The following is a 21332-nucleotide window of genomic DNA, read 5'->3' as shown; positions in this document are numbered from 1 at the left end:
CTCAACTCCTGAAATGGGCGTGACCGGACTCGGCAGCATACGGCGCGCCGTCCACCGTCACGGTCCCGGCCTGGCGCTCCTGGTTGCCCTCGGCAACCGAGCCGATGACGGTCCAGCCCTCGGGCACGTCGGCCGGTTCGAAAGTGCCGACCAGTGCGTGGTCCTCACCACCGGTCAGGACGAACTTCATCGCGTCCACGCCGGTCGCGGCCGCAACCGCCTGCAGCGGCTCGGGCACGCTCAACGCCTGCGTATGCACATCGATGGCGACCTCACTCGCCACCGCGATGTGTCCGAGGTCGGCTAGCAGTCCGTCGCTCACATCGCACAGCGAGGACGCTCCGGCGAGTGCGGCCCGCGGACCCTCGGCGTACGGCGGTTGTGGTCGGCGATGCGCCTCGACCACGGCACGTGGCGAGCGGAACCCGCGTGCCAGCACCGCCCAGCCGGCCTCGGCCCAGCCCAGCCGGCCGATGTACGCGACCTCGTCGCCCGGGCGCGCGCCCGACCGCAGCACCGGTGCACGTCCGTCCAGCGAACCGAACGCCGTCACCGAGACGACGATCTTGTCCGCCTGGACCGTGTCACCGCCGACGATGCTCACCTCGACCAGCTCGCACTCGTCCACCAGGCCCTGGTTCAGCTCCAGCGCCCAGGCCGTCGGCAGGTCAGCGGGCGCGCCGAAGCCGACCACCAGCGCCGTCGGCCGGGCTCCCATCGCCATGATGTCGGCCAGGTTCTGCGCGGCGGCCTTGCGGCCCACGTCGTACGCCGACGACCAGTCCTGGCGGAAGTGCCGGCCTTCCACCAGCAGGTCCGTCGTGATCACCATCCGCCCGTCCGGCACCGCCATCACCGCAGCGTCGTCACCGGGGCCGACCAGGACGTCCTCACCTTTGGACAGCCCTTTGGTGACGGCCTCGATCAGGCCGAACTCACCTGTGCTCCCCAACGTCTCTGTCACGTCAACAGACCTCCCATATCGCCAACCGGAGTCTAGGCGGTACCGTGACCGGGCAACGAAGAGTACGCCCGGCTGTCTCGCAGTACCGGTGGCCGGAGCCAGCTGAGGACGACTGAGTGGAGAACGACGTGGTGGTCCAGGCCTACATCCTGATCCAGACCGAGGTCGGCAAGGCGGCCGACGTCGCGGCACAGATCGCCGAGGTCCAGGGCGTCACCCTGGCCGAGGACGTCACCGGTCCGTACGACGTGATCGTCCGCGCGGAAGCCCGCAACGTCGACGAGCTGGGCAAGCTGGTGGTTGCCCGGGTCCAGAACGTGCCCGGTATCACTCGTACGCTGACCTGTCCTGTCGTCCACATCTGAACCGATTCCCGGGGTCCCGCCCGTCTTTCGCATGCCCAAAGTCCTGTTCGCTGCACTCGGCCTGATCGTGCTGGCCGGGTGCAGTGCCGGTCCTGCGCCCGTACCGGTCCCCTCCCCCGCGCCCGACGTCGCCGCCGCCTGCGCCGACCTCGTGACGGCCTTGCCCGAGAAGGTGCTGGACGGCAAGCGGCGCACGACGACACCGGAGAGTCCGCTGACCACCGCGTACGGCGATCCGCCGATCGAGGTCACGTGTGGCGTCGCCCCGCCGGCCGGGATGGCCGAGGCGCAGTCGCAATGCTTCGAGGTGAACGGGATCGGCTGGTTCGCCAAGGAAGTCACCAACGGCGTCATCTTCACCACCATCGGCCGAGCCCTCTACCTCGAGGTCGCCGTCCCCTCGAAATACGCCCCCGAAGCCAACGCCCTGACCGACGTCTCGGACGCTGTCCACAGGTTCAACAAACTCGTCACACCCTGTACCTGACGACGGCATACTCCCTGTCGAGAAGGTTGCTCTGCGGTTGGTGTCCGGTTCGGGCCGGTGGGGGCGACGTTTCGGGTGAGAGGTGCCCGCGGTGGGCGCCAGGACGACGGGAGAATCCGATGAAGTACATGATCCTGACGTACGCGTCGCAGCAGGACTACGACGGGATGGCGGGCAAGGACACCGGGAAGCCGGCCTGGACGGGCGAGGACTTCGCGGCGATGGGCGCGTTCATGGAGAAGTTCAACGCCGACCTGGCCGAGTCAGGTGAGCTGGTCGAGACCCGCGCGCTGGCGGCGCCGGTGCTGACCCGGCGCCTGGGCTCGAAGGACGGTGCCTCGGTGGTGACCGACGGTCCATACGCGGAGACCCAGGAGGTGCTCGCCGGTTACTGGATCGTCGAGTGCGAGTCCTTTGACCGAGCCACCGAGATCGCCGCCAGACTCGGCGACACACCGGCGCCGGAATTCATCCGCGCGACCGCGTACGCCGATGTCCGCCCAGTGATCGAGGGCCGCGACGACCTGGTGGAGTGATTGCCATGACCATCGCTCTCGAGGATCTGCTGCGGGAGCTGGCGCCGCAGGTGCTCGGGGCGCTGGTCCGGCGGTACGGGCACTTCGACACCGCCGAGGACGCGGTGCAGGAGGCGTTGCTCGCGGCGGCGCAGCAGTGGCCGGAAGAAGGCGTGCCGGACAACCCGCGCGGGTGGCTGATCAGGGTGGCTTCGCGTCGGCTGACGGATCTGCTCCGCCGGGAGCAGGCCCGTCAGCGGCGCGAGGACCGGGTGGCGCAGTGGGCGTTGCCTGGTGAGCCGGTCGCGGACACCGACGACACGCTGGTCCTGCTGTTCATGTGCTGCCATCCGTCGCTGTCGCCCGCGTCGCAGATCGCGTTGACGTTGCGGGCGGTCGGTGGTCTCACCACCGCGGAGATCGCCCGGGCCTTCCTGGTGCCGGAGGCAACGATGACGCGACGGATCACCCGGGCGAAGGCGAGCGTGCAGGACAGCGGTGCGCGGTTCACGCTGCCGGCCGACCGGGACGAGCGGCTGGGCGCGGTGCTCAAGGTCGTGTACCTGATCTTCACCGAGGGCTACGCGAGTACGACAGGGCCGAGCCTGCAGCGGGTCGAGTTGGCGGCCGAGGGGATCCGGTTGGCGCGGATGCTGCACCGGCTGCTGCCCGACGACAGCGAGGTCGCGGGGATGCTGGCGCTGATGTTGCTGACCGATGCGCGGCGTCCGGCCCGGACCGGTCCGCTCGGCGAGCTGGTGCCGATGGCCGAGCAGGACCGGTCGTTGTGGATCCCGAAGCTGATTCGGGAGGGCGTCGAGCTGATCACCGCGGCGCTGCCTCGAGGCCCAGTCGGGCCGTATCAGCTGCAGGCGGCGATCGCGGCGGTGCACGACGAGGCGCCGTCGGCCGAGGAGACCGATTGGGCGCAGATCGTCGCGCTGTACGAGGTGCTGTTGCAGCTGACCGACAATCCGATGGTCGCGCTCAATCACGTCGTCGCGGTGGCGATGGCGCGTGGGGCGGATGAGGGTCTCGCGCTCCTCGGCTCGATCGAGGACGACGAGCGGATTGCGAAGGATCACCGGTTGTCGGCGGTCCGAGCTCATCTGCTGGAGATGTCGGGCGACACAGTCGGTGCGCGGGCGGCGTACGAAGAGGCCGCGAGCAGGACGACCAGCCTCCCGCAGCAGCGTTACCTCCACGCCCGCGCGAGCCGACTATGAGCGGCTGACTCGGTAGCGGATGTGGGTTGCGTAGGGAGTGTCGATCACGCGGACGATGTCCAGTTCGATCCCGGCCGGGAGGACGTCGAACAGGCGGCGACCTTGCCCGAGCAGGACCGGGACTACGTCACCAGCGGGTAGCCCACCGCGCGGCCGGGCTGGGCGGACGGTGACTCGGAATGAAGATCGGCATGCCTTTGTGTCGCCGCCCCAGTGATCCATGAGTTCGGCCGGTCGAGCGGGGTAGCGCAGGCCGGTGGGCGGGGTTCAGCGGAGGCCGGTGGGGCGGGTTGCGGCGAGGGACAGGAGGCGTTCGACGAGGGCTGGGTAGTCGACGCCCGAGGCCGCCCACAGTCGGGGGAACATGCTGGTCGGGGTGAAGCCCGGCATGGTGTTGATCTCGTTGATGATCACCCGGCCGTCCTCGTCGAGGAAGAAGTCGACGCGCGCCAGCCCCTCGGCCTCGATCGCGTCGAAGGCGGTGAGTGCCTTCGCCCGGATGTCCGCGGCGATCTCCTCGGGAAGATCGGCCGGCACCGAGAGAGCAAGGTACTCCTCGCCCTCGGGGAGGTACTTGGTCTCGAAGTCGTAGAAGTCGTGACCGCCACCCGAGACCGCGATCTCGCCGCAGACGCTGACCTCCGGCGTGCCGTCCGCGCGACCGAGAACGCCGACCTCGATCTCGCGCGGGTTCTTCGCGGACGCCTCGACGATCACCTTCGGATCGTGCGCCCGCGCCTCGGCGATCGCGTCGTCGAGCTCGTCCGGGCTGTTCACCTTGCTGATGCCCAGGCTCGACCCGCCCCGGGCCGGCTTCACGAACACCGGGTAGCCGAGCGCGTCCACGGCCGCCCGGCTCGCGGCCGGGTCGTGGGTCCAGTCGCGGTCGCGGATGACGACGTACGGCGTCACCTCGAGGCCGGCGCCCTGGAAGACGACCTTCATGTAGTGCTTGTCCATGCCGACCGCGCTGGCCAGTACGCCGGAGCCGACGTACCGGATGTCGGACATCTCGAGCAGGCCCTGGATGGTGCCGTCCTCGCCCCAGGGACCGTGCAGCAGCGGGAAGACCACGTCGACCTCGCCGAGCGTGCTCGGGACCTGGCCGGGTTCGCTCACCACGAGCTCGCGGTTGGCGCCGAAGAGCACCGGCAGCGCGGTCACGTCGACCTCGGGGAGCTTGCCGTCGGTGATCGACAGCCGCTCCGGGTCACCGCTCTCCAGGACCCAGTGGCCGCTGGTGCTGATGCCGACCGGGACCACGTCGTACTTGTCCCGGTCGATCACCTGCAGCACGTTGGCCGCGGTCACGCACGAGATGGCGTGCTCGCTCGACCGGCCACCGAACACCACGGCGACGCGGGGCTTGCGTTGTTCTTCCCTCGAGTACTCACTCACCGGCTCGACTGTAGCGGCCCGGAGATCAGGAACCGATCGGGGTTCGGTTAAGAGCTCTTCAGATCGCGGACCGTAGCGGCGGGATACCTTGTGATCGCAGCGTGATCACACCGTCACTCCCAGATGATCGGGAGGGTGGTGACGCCGTACACGAGGGTGTTGTTCTTGTACTGGATCTCCTCGAAGGGGACGGCGCGCTCGCCTGACGCGCTACGTCGAGCCGATCAGGATCTGGGAACACGCTCTCGTCCCGGTTGGCCGATGACAGCGCCGCGATCAGGAAGCCACCCGCCTCGACCGTCCCGGCACCGACCGGCAACTCCTCGGTACGCTGCCCGCGGAGGTGGAGATGGGACTGCGCGAGCTGAAGCGGGAACGGACCCGGCGGCTGATCGCGGACAAGGCGTTCGAGCTGTTCTCCGACCACGGCTTCGGCCGGACCACGGTCGAGCAGATCGCCGCCGCCGCGGAGGTCGGCCCGAGCACGCTGTACCGGTACTTCCCGACCAAGGAGACCCTGGTCCTGGAGTTCGTCGAGGACTGCCTGGTCGACGCGGTCACCTGGTTCCGCGAGCAGCCCGGCCTGGATCTGCCGGACGGCCTGCAGGCGGTGATCGAACGCGTGCTGGAGCAGCTGGAGCAGAACCCGGACCGGGTCCGCGCCGTCTTCGACCTGGCCGCCCAGACTCCGTCGGTCAGCGCGCACCTCAACGAGCTGATCTGGCGCTTCCGCAACGACCTGACCGACGAGCTCGTACGCCGGTTGCCCGCGAGCGCCCCGCGGGACTCCGAGTTCACCGCCGCCCTGTCCGCCGGGATCGCGATGAACATCATCGAGACGGTGGTCCGGATCTGGGTCGAGAACCCGGATGCCACCGAAGTGCGGGACCTCGCGCGCCGTGCCATGACCCTGCTCCGCGGCGGCGGTATCCCCCTCCCCGCAGCCGATGATCAGGTCAGCGACAATTTCCGCTATGGCTCCTGATCTCGACCCGTCCACCGTTGTCGTCCACGCCGGCCGCCCCGAGCGGGTGCCGAACGCGCCGGTCGGGGGCTCCCCCGTCTTCAGCTCGACGTACGTCGCGGGCGGGGATCGTGGCTACGGGCGGTTCGGCAACGATTCCTGGTCCGCGCTGGAGGAGACGCTCGGCGCGCTCGAAGGCGGGCGCGGGCTGGCGTTCGCGTCCGGCATGGCGGCCGTCGCGGCGATCGTCGACCTCGTCCCGGTCGGCGGCCGGGTGATCGCTCCACAGCACGCGTACTCCGGCGTACTCGCGCTCCTCGACCAGCAAGCCGACGCCGGCCGGCTGATCGTGGACCGGGTCAACGTCGCGGACACCGAGGCGGTCATCCACGCTGTCGACGGCGCCGACATGCTGTGGATCGAGTCGCCGACCAACCCGGCGATGGAAGTCGCCGACATCCCAGCGCTCTCCGCGGCCGGTCGGGCGGCCGCAGCGATCGTCGTGGTCGACAACACGTTCGCGACCCCGTTGCTGCAGCAGCCGATCTCGCTCGGCGCGGACATCGTGATGCACTCGGCCACCAAGTTCATCGCCGGTCACTCCGACGTCATCCTGGGCGCGGTCGTCACCGCCGACGAGGAACTGTGGAACGCGGTCGAGCTCCGCCGCCGCAGCCTCGGCGCGATCCCCGGCCCGATGGAAGCCTGGCTAGCACTACGCGGCCTGCGGACACTCGCCCTGAGGCTGGAACGCGCGCAATCCAACGCCGCCTTCCTGGCTCAGCGCCTCCTCGAGCACCCGAAGGTCAGCCGGGTGCGCTACCCCGGTCTGGCCGGAGATCCGGGCCACAAACGCGCCGAGGCGCAGATGTCCGGCTTCGGCGCGATCCTGTCCATCGAGCTCGGTGGTGACGCCGCAGCCGCTCAGCGGGTCTGCGAATCCACCGAGCTGTGGGTGCACGCGACCAGCCTCGGCGGCGTCGAGTCGATGCTCGAACGCCGCCGCCGCTGGCCGATCGAGGTCCCGACCATTCCGGACGACCTGATCCGGCTGGCCGTCGGGATCGAGCACCCCGCCGACCTCTGGGCCGATCTCGAGCAGGCCCTCACGAACGGGACTTGAGCACCGGCCCACCGAAGAACGTCAGGACGCACAGCACGACCGGCAGGATGAACGCGATGTTCAGCGGCATCCAGTGCGCGAGTCCACCGATCAACGCCGGCCCGGCGAGCAGACCGACGTACCCGAGTCCGACCACGCGGGCCATCAGCGCACCGGCCGCGCGGGGGTCGAGGTTGCCGGCCGCGGTGAAGAGCTGCGGTACGCCGCCGGCCAGGCCGAGACCGAACAGCGCCCAGCCGAACAGAGCGACAGGCACCCAGGGGACGACGATCACGATGGTGAGACCGACCGCCGCCATCGCCGCGCCCCACAGCACGATCGCGGCCGGTCCGACGACCGCGGCGACCCGGTCGGTGAGGAAGCGTCCAACGGTCATCGCCACCGCGAAAGCGCCGTACGCGTACGCCGCTGTGCTGACCGACGTACCGAGGATGTCGCGGAAGTGCAGCGCGGCCCAGTCGTTGGCGACGCCCTCCGACAGCATCAGGCCGAAGGCGAGTCCACCGAGCGCCCAGACCAGCTTGGCCGGCGGCTTCGCGCGCTCCTGCTCCGGCTCATGCTCTTCCTCGACAGTTGCCTCGATCAAGAAGGGCCGCGCGGCCAGGGCGATCACGATGCACACCGCACCGGCGAGGCCGAGGGTTACTTCCGTCGGTACGCCGGCCCGCAGCGTGGCGGCTCCGATCAGCGCTGCGATAGCGCCACCGATCGACCACATCGCATGGAAGGCGGCCATGATCGGGCGCGGGTAACCGCGTTCGACCACAACAGCCTGGGCGTTCATGCCGACGTCGATCGAGCCGTTGCCGAAGCCGATCAGGATGAGCGCGAGGCCGAGCGTCCACCAGTTGTGCGCCAGTCCGGGACCGGCCAGCGCGATGCCGAGCAGTACGCCGGCCGCCGGGACGAGCCGGCGTTGACCGAGCCGGTCGACGAGTGGGCCGGCGACCTGCATGCCGGTGAAGGCAGCGCCACCGAGCACCAGCAGCAGAAGGCCGAGGGTGCTGTGAGAGATGCCGGTCGCGTGCTCGATGCTCGGGATGTGGACGACCCACATACCGACGGCGAACCCGTTGAGGCCGAAGTACAGCCAAGTGGCGACGCGGGCGGCTCTGGGCGGTGCGGTCTGCTGACGCAGATCGGTGGTGCTCAAGGAGCGTCCTCCACACTGGCAACCTCGACGAGTACTCCGCGTTGGGTGAGCATGGTCCGTTGGTCCTCCGGAGCACCTGGGTCGGTGATGATCAGATCTGGCCGGTCGGCCGGGCAGACGTACGCCAGCGCGGCCCGGTCCCATTTGGCGCCGTCGGCAAGCACCATCGATCGGTTGGAGACGTTCATCGCCTCCTGCTTGACCTCTGCGTCGCCCAGGTCGAAGGCGGTCAGTCCGGCGTCCAGACTGAACGCACACGGGCTCAGCACGGCCAGATCGAACCGCAGCGCCCGCAGCGAGGCGACGGTCAGCGGACCGACCAGTGAGAGCTCCCCCTTGCGCGCCTCACCGCCGGGCATGAGCAGCCTGATCCGCGGTGCGTCGGCGAGTTCGTGGGCGACGTGCAACGACAACGGCATCACCGTCAGCGTGCGATCGTGCAACAGCCGGGCTGTCTCCAGCGCCGTCGTACCGCTGTCGAGGACGATCGTCTCGCCATCGCGAATGTGTTCGACCGCCGCCTTCGCGATCGCCCGCTTGGCCGCGACCGCCGCCTGGGCGCGCAGCGAGTACGGCGGCTCGACACCGGACGGCATCGAGGACACCGCTCCCCCGTGGACGCGTTTGAGCACGCCCTGCGCGGCGAGGAAATCGAGGTCGCGGCGGACCGTCATGTCCGACGCCTCGGTGGCCTCGACCAGTTCCTGGACCGAGACTCGGTCCAGCGTCCGAAGTCGTTCTACGATCACTTGATGCCGTTCCGCACTTCTCACGCGCAGAAATCTACCATCCGCCTGATCGTTCAAACAGATTGCGTGTTTGCTTGTGGCTGAAGACACAACGCTGGTCAAGCGATCGCGGTACGCCGTGGCCGCGGTCTTCTGCGTGCACGGATCGGTGACGGGGTCGTTCGCGACCCGGGTGCCGTGGATCCAGGAACACACCGGCGCGTCCCCGGGGCAACTCGGGCTGGCACTCGCGTTCCCGGCGCTCGGCGCGGCCCTGATGATGCCGCTCGCCGCGCGGGTGAGCCACCGCCTCGGCAGCCGGACGGCGCTCCGCAGCCTGCTCGCCCTCTGGACGCTGGCGCTGATCCTGCCGTCGTTCGCCCCGAACCTGTGGACGTTGTGCGCGGCGCTGCTGGTGTACGGCGGGACCTCGGGGATGGCCGATGTCGTGATGAACGCCATCGGCGTCGAGGTGGAGCACCGGCTGCACAAGTCAATCATGTCCGGGCTGCACGGCATGTGGAGTGTCGGTGCGCTGCTCGGTGCCGCGGTCGGGACGGTCGCGGCGCACGCCGGGTTGAGTGCCCAGATCCACCATTTGGTGGCGGCCGTCGTACTGACGGTGGTCGGGGCCGTCGTGTGTCAGTTCGTGCTGAACATCCATCCCGAGGACGACGAGGAGCCGCCGGCGCGGTTCGCCTTGCCACCGAAGTCGGCACTGCTGATCGGGGCGGTCGGGTTCTGCGCGGTGTTCGCCGAGGGCGCCAGCCTGGACTGGTCCGCGGTCTACCTGCGCGACATCCTCGACAGCTCGGCCGGAGTCGCGGCGGGTGCGACGACCGGGTTCGCGTTGACGATGGCCATCGCGCGGCTGACCGGTGATGCGGTGGTCGACCGGTTCGGCGCCGTACGCACGGTCCGCTGGAGTGGGGTGGTCGCCACGGCCGGCGGCGTACTGGTCGTCGTCGCTCCCACCGCGGTCGTCGCCATGGTCGGGTTCGGGCTGATCGGTGTCGGCATCGCGGTCGTCGTACCGCTCGCCTTCGCGGCCGCGGCCCGGAGCGGCACCAACGCCAGCCAGGCGATCGCCGGCGTCGCCACCATCACCTACGCCTCCGGCCTGGTCGCGCCGTCGATCATCGGCGGCATCGCGCAGGCGAGCAACCTGACGGTCTCGTTCGTGGTCGTCACCGTCCTCGCTGCCGCCCTGGCCGTCTTCGCCCCGGTTCTGCGCACCAGGCCCCGCGTACGCGCCTAGCTCAGCAACTGGTTGAGGACTTCTCCCGCCTCGTCGTAGCCGGCGTCGCTGATCCGTTGGAGCTCCAGCAGGTCTTTGGCGGCGGCCGCGCGGCGGGTGAGGTGCTCGCCGGCCCGCTCGTTGCCCTCGTCGAGCAGTTCGTTCAGCACGTCCACGTCGGAGCGCTCGTCGGCCAGGTCGGCGAGGCGGTCCATCGCCTTCTCGTTGCCCTCGTCGGCGAGGGCGCGCAGGGTCTCCCAATCGCTCATGAGTCGATCATGCGACCTTGCCCCAGGGGCAAGGTCAAGAATGGACCTGTGCTCACCATCGGACAGCTGGCCCGGTACGTCGGGGTGTCGACGAAAACTGTCCGTGTGTACCACGCCAAAGGCCTGCTGCCCGAGCCCGAGCGAGACTCATCCGGTTACCGCCGGTACCCGGCGCAGGCCGTCGTCGAGCTGGTCAGGATCCGCACACTGGCCGAGGCCGGCGTACCCCTCGCCCGGATCCGCAACCTGGGGTCCGCACCGGGCGAGCTCGAGACCGCACTGGAGCAGATCGACGCCGATCTGGCCGCTCGTATCCGGCAACTCCGCGCCACCCAGCGCCGGCTTCGGCAACTCGCCGCCGGCGACATCCGCCTGCTTCCCGCCGAGGTCGACCGCCACCTCGCGGGGCTGAGCGACCTCGGTTTCAGCGACCGCTGGATCAGGATGGAACGCGACCTCTGGATCGTCGTGTACGCGACTCATCCGCAGGTCGCCGCTACCTTCTTCCACGACCAGGCGCAGGCCCTGACCGATCCCGACCTTCGGCAGCTCTACCTCGCCTACGACCAGGCGCACGATCTGGATCCGGCCGATCCGTTCCTCAGCGAACTCGCCGACCGCATCGTTGCCGCAAGCATCGACCGGTACGGCACGGACCTGCCCGCCCAGCCCGAGGACACCCCGATTCCCCAACTCCTCCAGACCACCGTCAACGCCTCCTCCCCCGCCTGGCAGCGCCTGGACTCCCTGATCCGGCACCGCCTGAGCGATCTAGGGGTGCCCGGCGTCAGCGAGCACGGCTGAGATACTTCGGCCGTGAAGATCGATGAGGACCACCAGGTGGCCTGGGAGCTGCGGTCCGCGGAGCCGGCTGATCTCGAGGCGATCGTCGAACTGCGGGCGGTGGTGATGCGCCCGGATCTGGTGCGGCTGGGGAGATTCGACGAGCATCGGGTCCGGCAGCGGCTGCGAGACGGCTACTCGCCGCAGCACACGTCCGTCATCGTGGTCGACGGCGCCTTCGCCGGCTCCGTCGCCGTACGACCGGCCGAGGACGGCCGATGGCTGGAGCACTTCTATCTCGCCCCGGAACTCCAGGGCCGGGGGCTCGGATCAGCTGTCCTTCGGACACTGCTGCAGGACAGCGATGCCAACGGCGCGGTCGTCCGGCTGAACGTACTCCAGGGGAGCCCTGCACAACGCCTGTACGAGCGCCATGGGTTCGCCGTGGAGTCTCAGGACCCCGTCGACGTCTTCATGGTGCGACAGCCGGTCTCCCCTGGAGTGTGAGACTACTTGTCCGTGGCGAAGGCGGCGTCGAACGCGGCCGCGGGCTTGTCGAAGGCGAGGGCGCGGATGACGTTCACGGCCTCGGCGGCGCCGACCTTGCGCTCCATCCCGGCGTCTTCCCATTCGACCGAGATCGGACCGTCGTACCCGATCGAGTTCAGGACGCGGAAGCAGTCCTCCCACTGCACGTCACCATGGCCGGTGGAGTAGAAGTCCCAGCCGCGCCGCGGGTCACCCCAGGGCAGGTGCGAGCCGAGCCGGCCGTTGCGCCCGCCGCCGACCCGCATCCGGGTGTCCTTGCAGTCGACGTGGTAGATCCGGTCCTTGAAGTCCCACAGGAACGCGACCGGGTCGATGTCCTGCCAGACCATGTGGCTCGGGTCCCAGTTCAGCCCGAACGCCTCGCGGTGACCGATCGCCTCCAGCGTCAGCGTGGTGGTCCAGTAGTCGTACGCGATCTCCGACGGGTGCACCTCGTGCGCGAACCGCACGCCCTCGGCGTCGAACACGTCGAGGATCGGGTTCCACCGGTCGGCGAAGTCCTGGTAACCGGCCTCGATCCGCTCCGCGGGCACCGGCGGGAACATCGCGACGTACTGCCAGATCGACGAGCCGGTGAAGCCGATGACGGTGTTCACACCCAGCTTCGCGGCGGCGCGCGCGGTGTTCTTCAGGTCCTCGGCCGCCCGCTGCCGGACGCCCTCGGCGTCGCCGTCGCCCCAGATCCGGGACGGCACGATCGCCTGGTGCCGGAAGTCGATCGGGTTGTCGCAGACGGCCTGGCCGACCAGGTGGTTCGAGATCGCGAAGACCTGCAGGTTGTACTTCTCCAGGATGTCCTTGCGACCCTGGACGTACGAGTCGTCGTCGACGGCCTGCTGGACATCGAAGTGGTCACCGGAGCAGGCGATCTCCACGCCGTCGTAGCCCGCCGAGGACGCGAACTCGCAGACCTCCTCGAACGGCAGGTCGGCCCACTGACCGGTGAACAGAGTGATCGGACGAGGCATCTGACTGGCTCCTAAGCGATTAAGCGTTGTCGACTGTGGTCCAGGCGCTGTCGTTCGCGGCCGAGCGCAGTACGGCGTCGACCACGCGGGCGGACCGCGCTCCGGCGGTGAAATCGGGCAGGCCGTCCGGCTGGTCGCCCAGTACGGCGGCATAGCTGTCGGCGACGAACGAGTCGAACGCGTCCTGGTACCCCTGCGCGTGCCCGGCCGGCAGCCGGTTCACTCGCGCCGCGGGCGGGCTCAGCGTCTCGGGGTCGCGGGTCAGCACCTGCGATGCGGTACGACGGCCGACCCACAGGCGGTCCGGGTCCTCCTGGTCGAAGCCGAAGCTGGACTCGGTGCCGGAGACCTCCAGGTACAGGCGGTTCTTCCGGCCGGCCGCGACCTGGCTGACCACGATCGTGCCGACCACTCCGGCTTCGGTCCGGAACTGCGCGGTGGCCAGATCCTCGGTGCGGACCTCGACACCGCCACGCTGCGCTCGGACGGTCCGGAGTTGGGCGCTGATGGCAGCGATCCGGTCACCGGTCACGAACTCGGTCAGGTCGCACCAGTGCGACCCGATGTCGGCGAACGTCCGCGACGGACCGCCGGTGGAGTCGTCGACTCGCCAGTTCTGGTCGTCGGCGCCGGCCAGCCAGTCCTGCAGGTACGACCCGTGCAGGCTGGTGATCACTCCGGCGTCGCCCGCCGCGATCCGGGTGCGCAGCTCCCGGACCATCGGGTGATAGCGATAGACGAACGGCACCGCGCCGACGAGGTCTTTCTCGACCGCGGCGGCTTGCAAGCCGGTCGCGTCGCGGACCGAGGTCGCCAGCGGCTTCTCGCAGATCACGTGCTTGCCAGCCTCGAGCGCCTTCAGCGTCACCTCGAGGTGCGTGTTGTTCGGCGTACAGACGTGGACCACGTCGATGTCGGCGGCCAGGAGTTCGTCGAGGGTCGCGAAGCCGCGCTCGGCGCCGGTCGCCTCGGCTGCTGCCTCAGCCTTTGCAGGCGAGGAGCCGACAGCCCCGACCACTGAGGCTCCGGAGACCAATGCGGACCTGCCGTGAACGCCGCCCATGAAGCCGCCGCCGACAATCCCGATCCGGAGCTTGCGCGCACTGGTGGACACGTCGAAGGACGCTATGTGACACTTTTGAACCCTGTCAAGCAAAAGTCCACCGACCCAGCGACGGAAGTGTGGCGATGAGCGATCTCGGTACGGCGGAAACCGCGGCCGTACTGCGCCTGCTCCTGGACGGGCAACCGCGGACCCGCGCCGAACTCATCGACCTCAGCGGCCTGGCCCGGTCCACGGTGACCGGACGGATCGAGGCGTTGCTCGCGTCGGGTCTCGTCGTCCCGTCAGGCGAAGCGGCCTCGACCGGCGGGCGGCCGCCGGCGCGGTTCCGGTTCAATCCGACGGCGCGACTGATCCTGGCCGCGGATGTCGGCGCGACGCATCTGTCGGTCGCGCTCACCGATCTGACCGGAGAGATCCTGGACCGCTCGACAACCCCGCTGAACATCGCCGAAGGACCAGAGGTGGTCCTGAGCGAGGTCGCGCGACTAGGACGGGTGCTTCTGCGGGCCGCGCGACGGTCCGTCCTGGATCTCGCGGGCACCGGCGTCGGACTACCAGGCCCCGTCGAGCACAGCACCGGCAGACCGAACCATCCGCCGATCATGCCGGGCTGGGACTCGTACGACGTCGTCGGCCGGCTGAGCAGTGAACTCACCGGCCCGGTCCTGGTCGACAACGACGTGAACATCATGGCGCTCGGCGAACACGCGACCGAGTACGCCGACGTCGAGCACCTGCTGTTCGTGAAAGTTGCCACCGGCATCGGCGCGGGCGTGATCAGCGGCGGCCGGCTCCATCGCGGCGCCCAAGGTGCGGCCGGCGACATCGGCCACATCCAGGCACCGGGTCACACCGAGCTCTGCCGGTGCGGCAACACGGGCTGCCTGGAGGCGGTTGCGTCCGCCGCGGCCATCGCCACCCGACTCGGAGTCGCCGGCAGTCGCGACGTTGTCGAACTGGTCCGGGCGGGCAACACCGCCGCGACCACGGCGGTTCGCCAAGCCGGACGGGAGATCGGGACAGTGCTTGCCGCGGCCGTCAGCCTGCTGAACCCGTCCGTGATCGTCGTCGGCGGCTCACTCTCCCAGGCCGGTGACAATCTGCTGGCCGGTATCCGGGAAGCGATCTATGCCAGATCGTTGCCTCTGGCCACCACCGATCTGCGCGTGGTCACCGCGAGCTCCGGCCAGGACGCCGCCCTCCGCGGCGCGGCGACCCTCGTCCTTCAGCACCAGCTGACGACGAGCTGATCCACGAGCGCGATGATCCGCTCCAGGTGCGGACCACTTCGGGCGCGCCCGAAGCCATGTCGTCGCCCGTGGAACGCAGCCTGCACTATCTGCAGGTGTGCCCAGCTCCGGACGCGTTCCGGGTCGAGCTCCGCGGCTTCAGCGAACACGGCCAGCTCGTGCCGCAGCGCCTTCATCAGGTCCTCGGCCTCGATCAGTGCCAACGCGCGAGGTTTGAGCAACGTCGCCCCGTCGTACGCCGGATCTCCCACGTACCCCTTGGGATCGACGGCCAGCCACGGCTCGCGCTCGCCACGCAGGATGTTGCGGGGATGGAAGTCGCCGTGCACGAGGAGGTCCGGCTGCTCACGGCCCAACTCGTCGACGACAGCCAGCGCGGCGTCCAGCGCGACGCCGGGCACCGCACCTGGAAAGTCCGCCGCCCCTTGGCGCAGCTCCTCCTCCCAGCTGTCCGCGTGATCCGCCAACCTGGGCAGCTCAGCAGTCGTCGCAACCGACAACCGGCTACTGAGCCGCCCAGCCACCGCGACGATCTGGTCGCCGTCGCCGAGCTCCCACAGCGTTGACGACTGCACGCGCTCGAGCAGCATCGCGAAGTGCTCGTCACTGCGCTCGTACAGCAGAACAGCGCCGCGTCCTTCCCAAGCTGCATAGGCATCCGGCTCATGCACATTGCCGGGATGCGGAAAGGACACCTTGAGCGCCGCGGGCCCAGCAGTCGACCGCACCGGCACAATCACCCCGACCTGCCCATGCATCACCGGACCGTCAGCCACACAGCCCCACTGCGACAACAGCCCCTCGACGATCCCAGGCAGCTCTGCCAGCCACGCCGCACCGGCCTCGCCTTCACGATCGATCGTCGATTGCGCGAAGGCGGCCGGGATCAACCCCAACGCTCCGACTTGGCAGAGCGGGAGACCAGGCTGAACAGCATGTCCTTCGGGGTCATTTCGCCGGCGACGACCTTGGTGACGTGTTCGGCGATCGGCATCTCGACGTCGTGGTGGTGGGCCAGCTCGGAGATCGACGCGCAGGACTTCACGCCCTCGGCGACCTGACGAGTGGCACCGGCGATCTCGGCCACCGTCATGCCCTGGCCGAGCTTCTCGCCGAAGGTCCGGTTGCGCGACAGCGGCGACGAACACGTCGCGACCAGATCGCCCAGGCCGGCCAGCCCCGAGAACGTGTGCTCGTCCGCACCCAGCGCCGTACCGAGGCGAGCGATCTCCGCCAGCCCGCGGGTGATCACAGACGCCCGCGCGTTGTCGCCGAACCCGAGCCCGACCGCCATCCCGACCGCCAGGGCGATCACGTTCTTGCAGGCGCCGCCGAGCTCGCAGCCGATCACGTCGACGTTCGTGTACGGGCGGAACGTCGGTGAGTGGCACAGCTTCTGCATCCGGGTCGCGGTCCCCTCGTCGGCACACGCGACTACCGCCGCGGCCGGCTGTCCCTCGGCGATCTCGCGGGCGAGGTTGGGACCCGACACCACTGCGATTCGCTCCGGCCCGGCGCCGGTCAGCTCGGCGATCACCTCGCTCATCCGCTTCGTCGTACCAACCTCGACGCCCTTCATCAGGCTGACCAGGGGTACGGCCTTCGGCAGGACGCCGGCCCAGTCCGTCAGGTTCTCCCGCAACGACTGGCTCGGGACCGCGAGTACGACGGCCTCCGCGCCATCGGCCGCCGCGGCCGGATCGTGGGTCGCTGTGATCGCGTCCGGGAGACGAAGGCCGGGCAGGTAGTCGGCGTTCTCGTGCTGGGTGTTGATCGCCTCGCAGAGCGACTCACGCCGGCCCCAGACGGACACCTGGTTCCCCGCGTTCGCCAGCACGACGGCGAACGCCGTACCCCAGGATCCGGCTCCGAACACAGCCACCTTCGTCATGCCGTCTCCTCACCGTCAATGGGCTTGCGGGTTTTGCGTAGGTCGTAGAGCTCCTTCGGCGGGGTCTCGCCACGCAGTTCGCCGAGCGTCTCGGCGACCGCGGTCATGATCACCTCGGTTGCCTCGTGCAACAGCTCGTTGGTCAGCGGCCTGCTCTCGAACGCACTCAGATCGACCGGCTTCCCGGCCCGCACCTGGATGGTCTTGCGCGGCAGCAGCCGGATCCTGATCTTGCCGGTGTAGGACTTCAGGACCTCCTGCGCACCCCAGTTGGCGACCGGGATCACCGGGCACCCGGTCTGCAGCGCGATCCGGGCCGCGCCGGTCTTGCCCGTCATCGGCCACATTTCCGGGTCGCGGGTGATCGTGCCCTCCGGATACATGCCGACGCACTCGCCCCGCTCGACCGCGGCGACGGCATCCCGGTAGGCGTCGGCCGCCTGTGCCGAGTCCCGGTGCACCGGGATCTGCCCGGCACTGGTGATGATCCGGCCGAGGACCGGCAGCTTGAACACCGACGCCTTGCCGAGGAACCGCGGGATCCGGCGGCACTCCCAGATGTAGAACCCGAGCACGAACGGATCGAAGTGCGAGATGTGGTTGGCCGCGAACACCACGCCACCCGACCGCGGCATGTTCTCCCGGCCGGTGAACTCAGGCTTGGTGAACACCAGCATGAACGGCTTGACGATCGCCACCACCAGGCCGAACCAGAAGCCCCGCCGTGGCCGGGGATCGCTGCCTTGGCCGTCCACTACTGCCTCCTGGTGCTCGTCACTGCCATCCGTCATGGGAGAATCCTGCCTGATGGCAGACCTACAGGTCGCTCCCTGGATCCTGGCGATCCCGGTGAAGCGTACGGCGATCGCGAAGAGCCGGCTCGCCCCCGCGTACCCTCAGCACCGCCCGGAGCTCGCCCGCGCCTTCGCTGTCGACACTACTGCGGCCGCCCTCGCCTCTCCCCTGGTGCGTGCGGTCCTGGTCGTCACCGACGATCCCGTGGTGGCCGCGGACGTGACCGCGGTGGGCGCGCGCGTCGTCCCCGATCTCCCGGGCGCCGGGCTGAACGAAGCCTTGCTGCATGGAGCCACTGTGGCCGCTGCCGAGTTCCCAGGCAACGCGGTGGCCGCTCTCTCCGCGGATCTGCCCGCGTTGCGTCCGGCCGAGCTGACCGCCGCACTGGCCGCGTGCGTGGCGCCGCGGTCGTTCGTGGTCGACCTTCCCGGCACGGGTACGACGTTGCTCGCGGCAGCTCCCGGGGTCGCGCTGGATCCGCGCTTCGGCGTCGGTTCCGCACTAGCCCACCAGGCCTCCGGGGCGGTGCCGATCGAGCTGACCACCATCGAGTCGGTACGTCGTGATGTCGACACGGCAGCCGATCTGGCGCACGCCGTACAACTGGGTGTGGGTCCGGCCACCGCGGACGTGATGTCGCTGGTCCTCGGTGCGGCGACCGGGACCGAGGGTCTAGCCTGCTGACATGCAAGGGACTGTGAGTCGCTACGACACCGAGACGTTCTCCGGTGCTGTGCTGACCGACCGCGGCGTCGAGCTGCCGTTCACCGTGCACGCGGTGGCCGATACCCCGGTCCGGCATCTGCGCGTCGGCCAGCGGGTGCGGCTGGAGACCAAGGGTTCCGGGGAAGGGCTGACCATCACCAAGGTGGAGTTCGCCACCGAACTCTGAACGTTGCCGGAGGCACCCGGACACGGTCCGGCCAGGATTGCACTGTGCACACGGCGAAGGCCGGTCGCCCCTGGAGTGGGGTGACCGGCCTTCGCTGTAGTGCGGTGCTGTCGTGCGGTGCTGCAGTGCTGAAGGTCAGCGAGCGGCTGCGCGCTTCACCGGAGCCTTCTTGGCGGGGGCCTTCTTCACCGGCGCCTTCTTGGCAACGGTCTTGGCCGGGGCCTTCTTCGCCGGCGCCTTCTTGGCGACGGTCTTGGCCGGGGCCTTCTTGGCAGCCGCCTTGACCGGGGCCGCCTTCTTCGCGACCGTCTTGGTCGCCGTCGCCTTCTTCGCGGCGGCGGTCTTGGTCGCTGCGGCCTTGGCCGGAGCGGCCTTCTTCGCCGGGGCAGCCGCCTTGGTGGCGGTCGCGGCCGGCTTCGGAACGACCAGCTTCGGCAGCTTCTTCGCGCCGGAGACAACGGCCTTCAGCTCCGCACCCGCACGGAACTTCGGAACCACGGTCTTCTTGGCGCGCTTGGTCTCACCGGTCCGCGGGTTGCGCACGATGCGCGCCCCACGCTCGATGGCCTCGAAGGCACCGAAACCGGTGATGGCGACCTTGCCACCCTTCTTGGTCAGCTCGCGCTCAACGGTGTCGATCACCGATTCCAACGCGTGCTGGGCCTGGCGGCGGTTTCCGTCGAAGTGCACTGCGAGCGCTTCGACCAACTGGCTCTTGTTCACTGCTTCCCTCCGTGAACTAGACGTCGAGCACAGCGCTCGATCTCACAGGAACGTTATGGACTCAAGTGGCGGTTCACAAACACCAACGCGGCAATTCGGCCTTGTTTTGGGCGATTCGGGCCACAATTTCGCCCGATCCGGCCTCTGAAGGGTCCTGATGAGGTCTCCGAATCCCTGTAGAGCAACGATCCGATGCCCACAGTGATACCGCTGCGATCACCTTCGCACCACCCCGAAGCCCCGTTCAGCGGCGCTTTCCGCGCAGCGTTCGTACCCCTGACTGGGCGGTGTCGAGCCCTCTGGTCAGGGCCGAGTCACCTTTCCTGGCACGCAACTCGGCGGCCACCCTGCCGAGCAGCCAGTCCAGCAACGGGATCGCGATCGCCAGGATCGCCCACATGATCAGCTTTCTGCGCAGGAACACCCACATGGCTGTCCACCTCCTTGGCGGACAGCATGTCAGAGCCAGCTGAGCCGTTTGAAGATGAGGTACAGACCGCCACACACCATGCCCATCAGGCCGACCGCGAACGGGTAGCCGTACTCCCAGTGCAGTTCGGGCATGTTGTCGAAGTTCATCCCGTAGACGGTGCCGATCAAGGTCGGCGCGAACAGGATGGCCGCCCACGCGGAGATCTTCTTGACCTCTTCGTTCTGCGCGCTGCTGGCGATCGCGAGGCTCTTCATCTCCTCGTTCTGTTCCTGGGCGACCAGCGTCGAGTTCACCGTCAGGATGTCGCGCAGCAGTTCGCGGAAGCCGTCGACCTTCTCCACCACTTCGGTGACGTGGTCGGCCACATCGCGCAGTGAACGTTGCAGTTCCTCGTCGACGCCGTACTTCTCGAAGCCGCCGCGCAGGGACTCCAGCATGCCGACCAGTGGGCGGGTCGCGCGCTGGAACTCGATCACCTCACGGGACAGTTCGTAGATGCGCCGCGACACCTTCGGGTCACCGCGGAAGACCTCGGTCTCGATCTCGTCGATGTCGTTCTCGAGACCGGCGACCACCGGAGCGTAGCCGTCCACGACCTTGTCCATGATCGCGTAGAGCACGGCTTCGGTGCCGCGGTTGAGGAGTTCGGGATCGCGTTCGACCCGGCGGCGGACCGCGGCCAGGTTGGGCGCTTCGGCATGCCGGACCGTCACCACGAAGTCCGGGCCGACGAACAGGTGCACCTCGCCGAACTCGACCTCCTCGGTCGCGTCCCGGTAGCGAGCGGCCTTGAGGACCACGAACAACGTCTCGCCGTACCGCTCCAGCTTGGGCCGCTGGTGGGCCTGGATGGCGTCCTCGATGGCGAGCTCGTGCAGGTCGAACTCCTGCGCCAGGGACGCGAGTTCGCGGCTGTCCGGCCGGTACAGGCCGATCCAGGCCAGGCTCTTCGGGGCCTTGTGCAGCACGCGATAGGTCTCGGCCAGCGATCCCGGTGACGCGACCCGGCGGCCGCCGCAGTAGATCGCGCTGTCGACGACGCTGTGCCCCTTGGGCTTCGGGGCCTCGCGCGGCAAGGCGTCCGGCTCCACGACGGGAGCGATCTCGGCATGACGGCGGGCGGCGGCACGCAGCGACGGGGTACGGCCGAAGGCACGGAGCGTGCGCAGGCGCAGGTCGGACATGGGTCCTCCAGGTGCGGTGAAGCGAGTGAGTGGTGGGCACGCGTCTGCCCGACCCCCACGGCACTCAAGCCGCAACTACCAGAGGATTCAGCCTCTCAAGGTCGAGCGAGACCGGTATGTCTGGAGGGATCGCTGTTCATCAGCGCCTCACCTCCTTGGTCTCGCAAGCCTTGTTCTGACAACCCCGCAAGGGTAACACCAGAGTTATCGCCGCCGACGTCCCCGACGTTACGGCGGCGACAACTCTGCTTTTGGCCGGGCCTTCGGCACCGGCGTGGTCATGGGGGCCTTGGCTCCCGGCCTTCCCTCGTCGCTCCGGTCGCTTCGCTCCCTGCGCTCCTCAGTCCAGGCCGGGAGGCCCCATGACCC

Annotated in this window: 25 protein-coding genes; 12 read left to right on the top strand and 13 right to left on the bottom strand. The window is 69.0% G+C overall.

What is annotated here, in order from left to right; all coding sequences use genetic code 11:
* Position 1 precedes the first annotated feature (1 nt).
* Positions 2-964 carry a thiamine-phosphate kinase gene (locus tag AB0E63_RS13230; protein ID WP_360364963.1) on the bottom strand — a complete coding sequence of 321 codons (963 nt, stop codon included), beginning with the start codon at positions 962-964 and terminating at the stop codon, positions 2-4.
* A 131-nt stretch (positions 965-1095) separates the two neighbouring features.
* On the opposite strand from AB0E63_RS13230, the gene AB0E63_RS13225 reads away from it, so the two are divergent.
* From AB0E63_RS13225 to AB0E63_RS13210, 4 genes are all read left to right on the top strand, one after another.
* Positions 1096-1329 (top strand): Lrp/AsnC ligand binding domain-containing protein, encoded by a 234-nt coding sequence (locus tag AB0E63_RS13225; protein ID WP_041290445.1) that lies wholly within the window; start codon positions 1096-1098, stop codon positions 1327-1329.
* Positions 1330-1360: 31 nt separating this feature from the next.
* Positions 1361-1816 carry a DUF3515 domain-containing protein gene (locus tag AB0E63_RS13220; RefSeq protein WP_360364961.1) on the top strand — a complete coding sequence of 152 codons (456 nt, stop codon included), beginning with the start codon at positions 1361-1363 and terminating at the stop codon, positions 1814-1816.
* A 119-nt stretch (positions 1817-1935) separates the two neighbouring features.
* The gene (locus AB0E63_RS13215) at positions 1936-2352 is read left to right on the top strand and encodes a YciI family protein (RefSeq protein WP_360364959.1); all 417 of its coding nucleotides are present in this window, start codon (positions 1936-1938) and stop codon (positions 2350-2352) included.
* 5 nt (positions 2353-2357) lie between these two features.
* Positions 2358-3557 carry a sigma-70 family RNA polymerase sigma factor gene (locus AB0E63_RS13210; RefSeq protein ID WP_360364957.1) on the top strand — a complete coding sequence of 400 codons (1200 nt, stop codon included), beginning with the start codon at positions 2358-2360 and terminating at the stop codon, positions 3555-3557.
* A 267-nt stretch (positions 3558-3824) separates the two neighbouring features.
* Here AB0E63_RS13210 and AB0E63_RS13205 read toward each other — a convergent pair whose 3' ends face one another.
* On the bottom strand, positions 3825-4955 hold the full coding sequence (locus tag AB0E63_RS13205) for a D-alanine--D-alanine ligase family protein (protein WP_360364955.1): 1131 nt from the start codon (positions 4953-4955) through the stop codon (positions 3825-3827).
* 349 nt (positions 4956-5304) lie between these two features.
* Here AB0E63_RS13205 and AB0E63_RS13200 point away from each other — a divergent pair, with 349 nt between their 5' ends.
* Both AB0E63_RS13200 and AB0E63_RS13195 read left to right on the top strand, forming a co-directional pair.
* Positions 5305-5940 carry a TetR/AcrR family transcriptional regulator gene (locus tag AB0E63_RS13200; RefSeq protein WP_360364953.1) on the top strand — a complete coding sequence of 212 codons (636 nt, stop codon included), beginning with the start codon at positions 5305-5307 and terminating at the stop codon, positions 5938-5940.
* Positions 5930-7042 carry an aminotransferase class I/II-fold pyridoxal phosphate-dependent enzyme gene (locus AB0E63_RS13195; RefSeq protein WP_360364951.1) on the top strand — a complete coding sequence of 371 codons (1113 nt, stop codon included), beginning with the start codon at positions 5930-5932 and terminating at the stop codon, positions 7040-7042. Before AB0E63_RS13200 ends, AB0E63_RS13195 begins: the two co-directional genes overlap by 11 nt.
* Here the strand turns inward: AB0E63_RS13195 and AB0E63_RS13190 are convergent.
* Together AB0E63_RS13190 and AB0E63_RS13185 are read right to left on the bottom strand one after the other, a co-directional pair.
* A complete protein-coding gene (locus AB0E63_RS13190) occupies positions 7026-8195 on the bottom strand; it encodes an MFS transporter (RefSeq protein ID WP_360364949.1) in 1170 nt (389 codons plus the stop codon). The two genes, AB0E63_RS13195 and AB0E63_RS13190, sit on opposite strands and share 17 nt — an antisense overlap.
* Positions 8192-8944 carry a DeoR/GlpR family DNA-binding transcription regulator gene (locus AB0E63_RS13185; protein ID WP_360364947.1) on the bottom strand — a complete coding sequence of 251 codons (753 nt, stop codon included), beginning with the start codon at positions 8942-8944 and terminating at the stop codon, positions 8192-8194. Before AB0E63_RS13185 ends, AB0E63_RS13190 begins: the two co-directional genes overlap by 4 nt.
* Positions 8945-9020: 76 nt before the next feature.
* Here AB0E63_RS13185 and AB0E63_RS13180 point away from each other — a divergent pair, with 76 nt between their 5' ends.
* Positions 9021-10181 carry an MFS transporter gene (locus AB0E63_RS13180; RefSeq protein ID WP_360364945.1) on the top strand — a complete coding sequence of 387 codons (1161 nt, stop codon included), beginning with the start codon at positions 9021-9023 and terminating at the stop codon, positions 10179-10181.
* Here the strand turns inward: AB0E63_RS13180 and AB0E63_RS13175 are convergent.
* Positions 10178-10429, bottom strand: coding sequence for a hypothetical protein (locus AB0E63_RS13175; RefSeq protein WP_360364943.1), 252 nt, complete (start codon positions 10427-10429; stop codon positions 10178-10180). The genes AB0E63_RS13180 and AB0E63_RS13175 overlap by 4 nt on opposite strands.
* 48 nt (positions 10430-10477) lie before the next feature.
* On the opposite strand from AB0E63_RS13175, the gene AB0E63_RS13170 reads away from it, so the two are divergent.
* Both AB0E63_RS13170 and AB0E63_RS13165 read left to right on the top strand, forming a co-directional pair.
* Entirely contained in the window at positions 10478-11233 is a 756-nt protein-coding gene (locus tag AB0E63_RS13170) for a MerR family transcriptional regulator (RefSeq protein ID WP_360364941.1), read from the top strand.
* Positions 11234-11245: 12 nt separating this feature from the next.
* Positions 11246-11719, top strand: coding sequence for a GNAT family N-acetyltransferase (locus tag AB0E63_RS13165; RefSeq protein WP_360364939.1), 474 nt, complete (start codon positions 11246-11248; stop codon positions 11717-11719).
* Between the two features lie 2 nt (positions 11720-11721).
* Here AB0E63_RS13165 and AB0E63_RS13160 read toward each other — a convergent pair whose 3' ends face one another.
* Together AB0E63_RS13160 and AB0E63_RS13155 are read right to left on the bottom strand one after the other, a co-directional pair.
* Entirely contained in the window at positions 11722-12729 is a 1008-nt protein-coding gene (locus AB0E63_RS13160; RefSeq protein ID WP_328519374.1) for a sugar phosphate isomerase/epimerase family protein, read from the bottom strand.
* Positions 12730-12748: 19 nt separating this feature from the next.
* A complete protein-coding gene (locus AB0E63_RS13155; RefSeq protein ID WP_360364937.1) occupies positions 12749-13843 on the bottom strand; it encodes a Gfo/Idh/MocA family oxidoreductase in 1095 nt (364 codons plus the stop codon).
* 74 nt (positions 13844-13917) lie between these two features.
* Between AB0E63_RS13155 and AB0E63_RS13150 the strand changes: the two genes are divergently transcribed.
* Entirely contained in the window at positions 13918-15045 is a 1128-nt protein-coding gene (locus AB0E63_RS13150) for an ROK family protein (protein ID WP_360364935.1), read from the top strand.
* Here the strand turns inward: AB0E63_RS13150 and AB0E63_RS13145 are convergent.
* Genes AB0E63_RS13145 through AB0E63_RS13135 form a run of 3 tightly spaced genes read right to left on the bottom strand, consistent with a single transcriptional unit; the run spans position 15021 to position 17727 of the window.
* Complete coding sequence (locus tag AB0E63_RS13145) at positions 15021-15941, bottom strand: aminoglycoside phosphotransferase family protein (RefSeq protein WP_360364933.1); 921 nt, start codon at positions 15939-15941, stop codon at positions 15021-15023. The two genes, AB0E63_RS13150 and AB0E63_RS13145, sit on opposite strands and share 25 nt — an antisense overlap.
* Positions 15932-16936 carry an NAD(P)H-dependent glycerol-3-phosphate dehydrogenase gene (locus tag AB0E63_RS13140; RefSeq protein ID WP_360364931.1) on the bottom strand — a complete coding sequence of 335 codons (1005 nt, stop codon included), beginning with the start codon at positions 16934-16936 and terminating at the stop codon, positions 15932-15934. Before AB0E63_RS13140 ends, AB0E63_RS13145 begins: the two co-directional genes overlap by 10 nt.
* Positions 16933-17727 (bottom strand): lysophospholipid acyltransferase family protein, encoded by a 795-nt coding sequence (locus AB0E63_RS13135; RefSeq protein ID WP_360364929.1) that lies wholly within the window; start codon positions 17725-17727, stop codon positions 16933-16935. Before AB0E63_RS13135 ends, AB0E63_RS13140 begins: the two co-directional genes overlap by 4 nt.
* A gap of 16 nt (positions 17728-17743) precedes the next feature.
* On the opposite strand from AB0E63_RS13135, the gene cofC reads away from it, so the two are divergent.
* Both cofC and AB0E63_RS13125 read left to right on the top strand, forming a co-directional pair.
* Positions 17744-18415: a 2-phospho-L-lactate guanylyltransferase gene (cofC, locus tag AB0E63_RS13130; protein ID WP_360364927.1), complete on the top strand. Its 672-nt coding sequence runs from the start codon at positions 17744-17746 to the stop codon at positions 18413-18415.
* Position 18416: 1 nt separating this feature from the next.
* Positions 18417-18623, top strand: a complete 207-nt coding sequence (locus AB0E63_RS13125) for a hypothetical protein (RefSeq protein WP_360364925.1) — start codon at positions 18417-18419, stop codon at positions 18621-18623.
* Positions 18624-18758: 135 nt separating this feature from the next.
* On the opposite strand, the gene AB0E63_RS13120 is transcribed toward AB0E63_RS13125, so the two are convergent.
* From AB0E63_RS13120 to corA, 3 genes are all read right to left on the bottom strand, one after another.
* Complete coding sequence (locus AB0E63_RS13120) at positions 18759-19346, bottom strand: HU family DNA-binding protein (protein ID WP_360364923.1); 588 nt, start codon at positions 19344-19346, stop codon at positions 18759-18761.
* A gap of 244 nt (positions 19347-19590) precedes the next feature.
* On the bottom strand, positions 19591-19776 hold the full coding sequence (locus AB0E63_RS13115; protein ID WP_360364921.1) for a hypothetical protein: 186 nt from the start codon (positions 19774-19776) through the stop codon (positions 19591-19593).
* A gap of 29 nt (positions 19777-19805) precedes the next feature.
* Positions 19806-20963, bottom strand: coding sequence for a magnesium/cobalt transporter CorA (gene corA / locus AB0E63_RS13110; protein ID WP_360364919.1), 1158 nt, complete (start codon positions 20961-20963; stop codon positions 19806-19808).
* Between the last annotated feature and the right edge of the window lie 369 nt (positions 20964-21332).

The organism is Kribbella sp. NPDC026596, from assembly GCF_040638415.1.
In the GTDB taxonomy this organism is placed as follows: Bacteria; Actinomycetota; Actinomycetes; order Propionibacteriales; family Kribbellaceae; genus Kribbella.
The sequence above is the reverse complement of the archived record's forward strand: the minus strand, read 5'-3'. Positions and strand labels throughout refer to the sequence as shown.

Bases quoted from the DNA above. Each gene is read 5' to 3' on its own strand.
- AB0E63_RS13220 (WP_360364961.1), top strand. From the start codon at position 1,361: ATGCCCAAAGTCCTGTTCGCTGCACTCGGCCTGATCGTGCTGGCCGGG.
- AB0E63_RS13215 (WP_360364959.1), top strand. From the start codon at position 1,936: ATGAAGTACATGATCCTGACGTACGCGTCGCAGCAGGACTACGACGGG.
- AB0E63_RS13210 (WP_360364957.1), top strand. From the start codon at position 2,358: ATGACCATCGCTCTCGAGGATCTGCTGCGGGAGCTGGCGCCGCAGGTG.
- AB0E63_RS13200 (WP_360364953.1), top strand. From the start codon at position 5,305: ATGGGACTGCGCGAGCTGAAGCGGGAACGGACCCGGCGGCTGATCGCG.
- AB0E63_RS13195 (WP_360364951.1), top strand. From the start codon at position 5,930: ATGGCTCCTGATCTCGACCCGTCCACCGTTGTCGTCCACGCCGGCCGC.
- AB0E63_RS13175 (WP_360364943.1), bottom strand. From the start codon at position 10,429: ATGAGCGATTGGGAGACCCTGCGCGCCCTCGCCGACGAGGGCAACGAG.
- AB0E63_RS13160 (WP_328519374.1), bottom strand. From the start codon at position 12,729: ATGCCTCGTCCGATCACTCTGTTCACCGGTCAGTGGGCCGACCTGCCG.
- AB0E63_RS13150 (WP_360364935.1), top strand. From the start codon at position 13,918: ATGAGCGATCTCGGTACGGCGGAAACCGCGGCCGTACTGCGCCTGCTC.
- AB0E63_RS13140 (WP_360364931.1), bottom strand. From the start codon at position 16,936: ATGACGAAGGTGGCTGTGTTCGGAGCCGGATCCTGGGGTACGGCGTTC.
- AB0E63_RS13135 (WP_360364929.1), bottom strand. From the start codon at position 17,727: ATGACGGATGGCAGTGACGAGCACCAGGAGGCAGTAGTGGACGGCCAA.
- cofC (WP_360364927.1), top strand. From the start codon at position 17,744: ATGGCAGACCTACAGGTCGCTCCCTGGATCCTGGCGATCCCGGTGAAG.
- AB0E63_RS13125 (WP_360364925.1), top strand. From the start codon at position 18,417: ATGCAAGGGACTGTGAGTCGCTACGACACCGAGACGTTCTCCGGTGCT.
- AB0E63_RS13115 (WP_360364921.1), bottom strand. From the start codon at position 19,776: ATGTGGGTGTTCCTGCGCAGAAAGCTGATCATGTGGGCGATCCTGGCG.
- corA (WP_360364919.1), bottom strand. From the start codon at position 20,963: ATGTCCGACCTGCGCCTGCGCACGCTCCGTGCCTTCGGCCGTACCCCG.